Source organism: Oerskovia sp. NPDC060338 (assembly GCF_042726295.1).
In the GTDB taxonomy this organism is placed as follows: Bacteria; Actinomycetota; Actinomycetes; order Actinomycetales; family Cellulomonadaceae; genus Oerskovia; species Oerskovia merdavium.
This window is the reverse complement of sequence record NZ_JBHXCQ010000028.1, coordinates 1-3421: the sequence shown is the minus strand read 5'-3', so window position 1 is coordinate 3421 and position 3421 is coordinate 1. Positions and strand designations below refer to the sequence as shown.

The 3421-nt window shown below is 57.1% G+C and carries 2 protein-coding genes; both read right to left on the bottom strand.

What is annotated here, in order from left to right; genetic code table 11:
- Positions 1-311: 311 nt before the first annotated feature.
- A complete protein-coding gene (locus ACFWGN_RS21355) occupies positions 312-2702 on the bottom strand; it encodes an MMPL family transporter (protein WP_377619760.1) in 2391 nt (796 codons plus the stop codon).
- Positions 2703-2774: 72 nt separating this feature from the next.
- On the bottom strand, positions 2775-3350 hold the full coding sequence (locus ACFWGN_RS21350) for a TetR/AcrR family transcriptional regulator (protein WP_377619758.1): 576 nt from the start codon (positions 3348-3350) through the stop codon (positions 2775-2777).
- Between the last annotated feature and the right edge of the window lie 71 nt (positions 3351-3421).

Sequence of the window (3421 nt, the reverse complement as noted above, 5' to 3'; positions counted from 1 at the left end):
GGAAATAGGACCTTAGACAAGCTCTATTCTTCCTGGTCAGAGGGGCATTTCTGCGTTACGACGCCAACTCAGCAAGCCTCCCCATCGGTGGATCGAGGTTCAGGCGTCCTGCGAAACCAGGCTGCTCGTTGGACAACAAGCTCAGGCGTTCACTGCTGCGGCGTTGCCCTTGTGCCGCAGCGTTTGAAAACTGAGCGTTGGGTATGGTTCATTCAGTATTTTTGTAGTAATCAATTTTCAACTCGCAGTGTGCACACCACGCAACGGGAACCGCATTAGGTCTGTTGGTGCGTGGTGTGCATCGCTTGAGGTTAGTGAGTTGTATTGGGGTGGGTCCTGCCTTCGTCCTGCTGTTTGGTGTTTGTGTTTTGGTGGAGATGTTTCAAGAGTCGGTCGCCTTCGATATCGAGGTTGGGGAGCAGCTTGTCGAGCCAGTTCGGAAGCCACCATGCCGCTTTTCCGAGCACCGACATGAGCGCTGGAACAAGCGTCATGCGCACGAGGAACGCGTCGATGAGAATGCCAACTGCCAGGGCGAGACCGAATTGTTTCACCATGCTGTCGTCGCTGAAAATGAATCCCGCGAACACGGACACCGTGATAATTGCTGCCGCGACGACGACGCGGCTGGCCTGCTCGAATCCATGGATCACCGACTGTTCGCCTGCGCACCCGTGTACGTGTGCTTCACGCATAGAGCTGACAAGGAACATTTCGTAGTCCATTGCGAGGCCGTACAAGATGCCGGTCACCATGATCGGTAGGAACGAGAGGATCGGGCCGGGCGTATCGAACCCCACGACCTCTTTCAGCCAGCCCCACTGGAAGATTGCGGTCATAATGCCGAAGGTGGCACCGATCGTGAGCAAGAACCCTGCTGTTGCTTTGATTGGAATAAGCACCGACCGGAACACGACGAGCAGTACGAAGAGTGACAGCACCACGATGATGGTGATGTAGAGCGGCAAGACACTCGCGAGTTTCTCTGAAATGTCGAGGTTGATGGCGGTGAGCCCTGTCACACCGATGGTGGTACCACTGATGCCGGTGAGAGTACCCGTGTCTTCACGCAGGGTGTGCACGAGTGTCTTCGTTGCGTCATCATCAGCGCCCGCAGTCGGGATCACGGAGAACAACGCCAATGAGCTATCGGGCGAAATGCCCATGGGGCGTACTGTTTCGATCGTGTCGCTTTGTTCAAGTTCGCTGGTGATGCCAGGCAACTGGGAGTCTTTGAAGCTGGTGCCGTCGGGGGCGTGGATCACGGTGATGAGGGGTGCGTTGTATCCGTCACCGAAGCTTTCAGCGATGGCGTCTGCTGCTTGGCGTTCGGTGGTGTCGAGGTTTGCTGTGGCACCGTTTGGCATGCCCAGGCTCATTTGCGTCATGGGGATTGCGGCTACACCAAGCACTGCAACGACCGCAATGATAACTGCCCACCTGCCCTTTACAAGAGTTGACGCATAGCGGTGGGCGAAGCCGTGGCGCTGTTCGTAGCTGCGCTTTTGCCCGCGAGTACGCGCTTTAGTGCTCAGGATTCGTTCACCGATGAGCCCGAGAAGTGCTGGCAAGAGTGTCAACGCGATCAACACCGCACAGAACACAGTTGCCGCCGCTACCAGAGCCATTGTGGTGAGGAAGGAGATGCCGATGAGGGTGAGGCCCCCGAGCGCGATAATGACAATCAGCCCAGCAAAGAGCACGGCGCTTCCTGCTGTGCCTGCGGCTCGGCCTGCGGCTTCTTCTGCCGAGAGGCCCTCACGCAGAATCAGGTGGCGTTGCCTGTTCACTATAAAGAGTGCGTAATCTAGCCCGACGGCGAGCCCGATCATGAGGGCGAGCACCGGAGTGGCGCTTGTGAGTTCGATGCTTTGCGAGAGCGCGAAGGCCCCGCCGAGCCCGACCGCGACACCGATGATGCCGGTCACCAGCGGCAGACCCGCCACGCGAAGTGAACCAAGCGTAAGAAACAGCACGAGGCCCGCGACGAGCAGCCCCAACGCTTCATGGCCACCCAAAGGTGGTTCGTGTGGCTTCAGTGATTCTGTTGGAAGCGCCGTCAGCCCTGCTGTATCGGCATGATCGGATGCGATCGCTACGACGTCTTCGATGACACCAGATGGCAGGTCTTCAACCTGTTCGGTGAACTGGATCTGCATAAGGGCGACCGCCCCGTCAGCTGACACGAGCACCCCGGGTGCAAGCATGCCCTGTTTCAGCAAGGCCTCTTGCATCTTCTTTTCCTGCTGCTCAGGACTTGGCGCAACAATCGGGGATGGCATCTGTGATTGCTCAGCTGATTGTTGAGGTAGCGCCGGTTGCTGCGCCTGTTGACCAGCTGTCGCTTGGGTGGGTGGGGCTGCTAATGCTTGGGCTTCACGGGCAACAACGTATTCATTTTCAGAAATTTCTTTCATTGCCGCGCGAATCACGTCTGCAGCCTCACCCTCATCGAGGCGTTTGCCTTCGGCAGCCGTGAAGACGATGGTGCCCTGACCGCCAGAAGTTTCGGGAAACTCGGTGCGAAGCTGGTCGATGACCGTCTGGCTTTGGGTGCCATCGATCGTGATTGCCGAGCTGATTTTGGCCCCGCTTGCAACAGCAAGGCCTAGCACCCCACCAACGATAAGCAGCCAGGTGAGAATGAACACCCACGGACGTCGGTAGGAAAACCGCGCTAAACGGTACAGAAACATGGACATCAAAAGCCTTTCTGGCATGCCGAGTAAACGTAGGGTGGGCCCCTACGTGCGAAGAGTTGAAAAATGGTGGGGTTAGAGACCGGCTTTGAGCTTTGAGAACACCTTCTCAACGAACTCATCAAGTGGCGCTCCCGCATCCGAAGACCCGGCCTCGATGAATGAAGTCAGTGCACCGTAGGCGGCTCCAACTATGATCGGAGCCGCAAATTTCGCCGCAGAATTCTTAGCCTGTGCTGTGACCACAGCCTGCGCAGTTCTACGAATTTCTGCGTGCACGTTCTCAACGAACGGCTGCAAAGCCGGATCTTTCCGTGCCAGGTCTCGCAGCTGGATCAACAGGTCAAGCATGCCGCCCGAAAGTTGGTGAAGCGCGAGTGCGCGTACCCACTCCAGCAACGGGGTGCCCTCGGACATCTCAGGCAGCGTGGCAATGCCGTCTTCTAACTGTTCAAGAGCGAGCGCAGCAACAGCTTCTTCTTTACACGAGAAATAGTTGGCGAATGTGCGTCTAGAAACACCGACCTGTTTGACAACGTCGTCGATGGTGAACCCATCGAGGCCACGCTCCTGCGTGAGTTCAAACGCCGTGCGCGCAAGTGCGTGCGAAGTCTGCTTACGTTTCTGGTCTCGAAGGCCGGGTGTTGTCATACAGCGAGAGTAACAGCAACTTTGCCCATTGGGCAACTTTGCGCGTTGGGAACGGTCTAGACGGGTTTGCT

What these genes read in the sequence shown, in the direction of transcription:
- ACFWGN_RS21355 (WP_377619760.1), bottom strand. Translation starts at nt 2,702, where the DNA reads ATGTCCATGTTTCTGTACCGTTTAGCGCGGTTTTCCTACCGACGTCCG.
- ACFWGN_RS21350 (WP_377619758.1), bottom strand. Translation starts at nt 3,350, where the DNA reads ATGACAACACCCGGCCTTCGAGACCAGAAACGTAAGCAGACTTCGCAC.